This window comes from Streptococcus sp. SM3 (assembly GCF_027497875.1).
This window is the reverse complement of the sequence record NZ_JAJNSA010000194.1, coordinates 1-1,894: the sequence shown is the minus strand read 5'-3', so window position 1 is coordinate 1,894 and position 1,894 is coordinate 1. Positions and strand designations below refer to the sequence as shown.

Sequence of the window (1,894 nt, the reverse complement as noted above, 5' to 3'; positions counted from 1 at the left end):
GCAGAGGATGTGGAGCGTCAACGTCTCAATGTTTTCCGTATGGAGATGATGGGAGCAACTGTTCACGCAGTTGAAACAGGGACTCGTACCCTCAAAGATGCTGTTGATGCAGCCTTTGGAGCATGGATGAATGACCTTGAAGCCTTCTATGTTCTGGGATCTGCTGTAGGTCCTCACCCTTATCCTACAATTGTCCACGAGTTCCAAAAGGTCATCAGTGAAGAATCTCGCCGTCAAATCTTAGAAAAAGAAGGTCGTTTACCAGACTACGTTATTGCCTGTGTAGGTGGTGGTTCTAATGCTATTGGTGCATTTTCTCAGTATGTGGCTGATGAAGAAGTCAAATTGGTTGGGGTTGAAGCTGCTGGTCACGGACTTGACACAGACAAGCACGCAGCTACTATGACAAAAGGTAGTATCGGAATTGTTGACGGTATGAAGACCTATGCAGTCTTTAAGGAAGATGGAGAGCTGGCTCCAGTTTACTCTATCTCAGCTGGATTGGACTATCCAGGGGTTGGCCCAGAACACGCCTACTTCAAAGATTCAGGTCGCGTGGAATATGTTGCAGCGACGGATGAAGAAGCTGTTCAGGCTCTCCTCCTTCTCAGCAAGACAGAAGGAATTATCCCAGCGATTGAAAGTTCGCATGCTATCGCAGAAGCAGTTAAACGTGCACCGAAACTAAGTAAAGACGACATTATAATCATCAATGTCTCTGGTCGTGGAGACAAGGACGTAGCTGCTATTGCAGACTACCTAGAAGCTAAAAAATAATAGATGGAAAAATTACAGTCTTTTCTCTCACAGAGAGCTTGTGGTTGCTGGAAACAAGCAGAGAAAGCTATAAGGTTGGGTCCATCTGAAACAAGAGAAGAAAACATAATTCTCAAGGGAGTGCCCTTTATCGCACAGCCTGTTACAGGAGGTTTCTGAGACAGGAATGAGAGATAGGAGAAATCCTATAATTGAGGTGGCACCGCGAATTTCGTCCTCACGCAAGTTATTTTGCGTGGGGATTTTTATATATTTACCGCAGATATTGCGATTAATTTTTTAAATATTTTCAATAAATAGGTTGTTATAGAATATTTACGAACGAAGTGAGTTTCTAAAAGCTGTTTCCCGCCATAGTGGTATCCTAGAGAAGCAAAGATGCTTCTCTAGGACGGAATTTTTGAGAGTAAAATAGTTCGGGGAACTATTTTAGCCTGAGCCTAGAAATGAATGAGCGAGGAGCTCAAAAATTAGGTCTTTCATTTCATGGATTTCTAAAATCATCCACTGGATAATTTTACCTCCCGTCCGCACTATTTAAGGGAAATAGAAAAAGATAAAAATTAAAAATAAGGAACTGAAGGGAAATTACAATGGAACGAATCATTCATGGAGATGTCTTATCACCAATCTTGGCTTATATGCGCCTAAAGGGGCAACACAAGGTTATCTTAGAGAGTATTCCGAGAGACAAGGAAACCGCTCGTTTTTCTATCCTAGCCTATAATCCTGTTTTTGAGATTAAGTTTGAAAATGGGGTCCTTTATCAAAATGGTCAAGTGATTGATCGGGATCCCTTGGATTACCTTTATGAAGTAACTCATAAGAGCCAGCACCATTCAGACCTACCTTTTGGTGGGGGAGCTATTGGCTTTGTCGGTTACGATATGATTTCGCTCTATGAAGAAATTGGTCAAATCCCTGAGGATACCATTGGAACGCCAGACATGCATTTCTTCGTCTATGAGAGTTACATTGTCTTTGACCACAAGAAGGAGAAAATCCATGTCATCGAGGATGCTCTCTATAGTGAGCGTAGTCAAGAAGACTTGGAAAAAGCCTTAAACCAAGTGCTTGAGGAATTACGCATTCCTGCTCCAAATGAATTTGAAGATTT

At 42.0% G+C, this 1,894-nt stretch carries 1 protein-coding gene and 1 pseudogene; both read left to right on the top strand.

The features are described 5' to 3' along the window. A partial coding sequence (locus PAN06_RS14040; RefSeq protein ID WP_269796635.1) for a pyridoxal-phosphate dependent enzyme occupies positions 1-777 on the top strand: 777 nt, incomplete at its 5' end. Positions 778-1,370: 593 nt separating this feature from the next. Continuing rightward, positions 1,371-1,894 (top strand): annotated as a pseudogene (locus tag PAN06_RS14035) (anthranilate synthase component I); the annotation flags it as partial.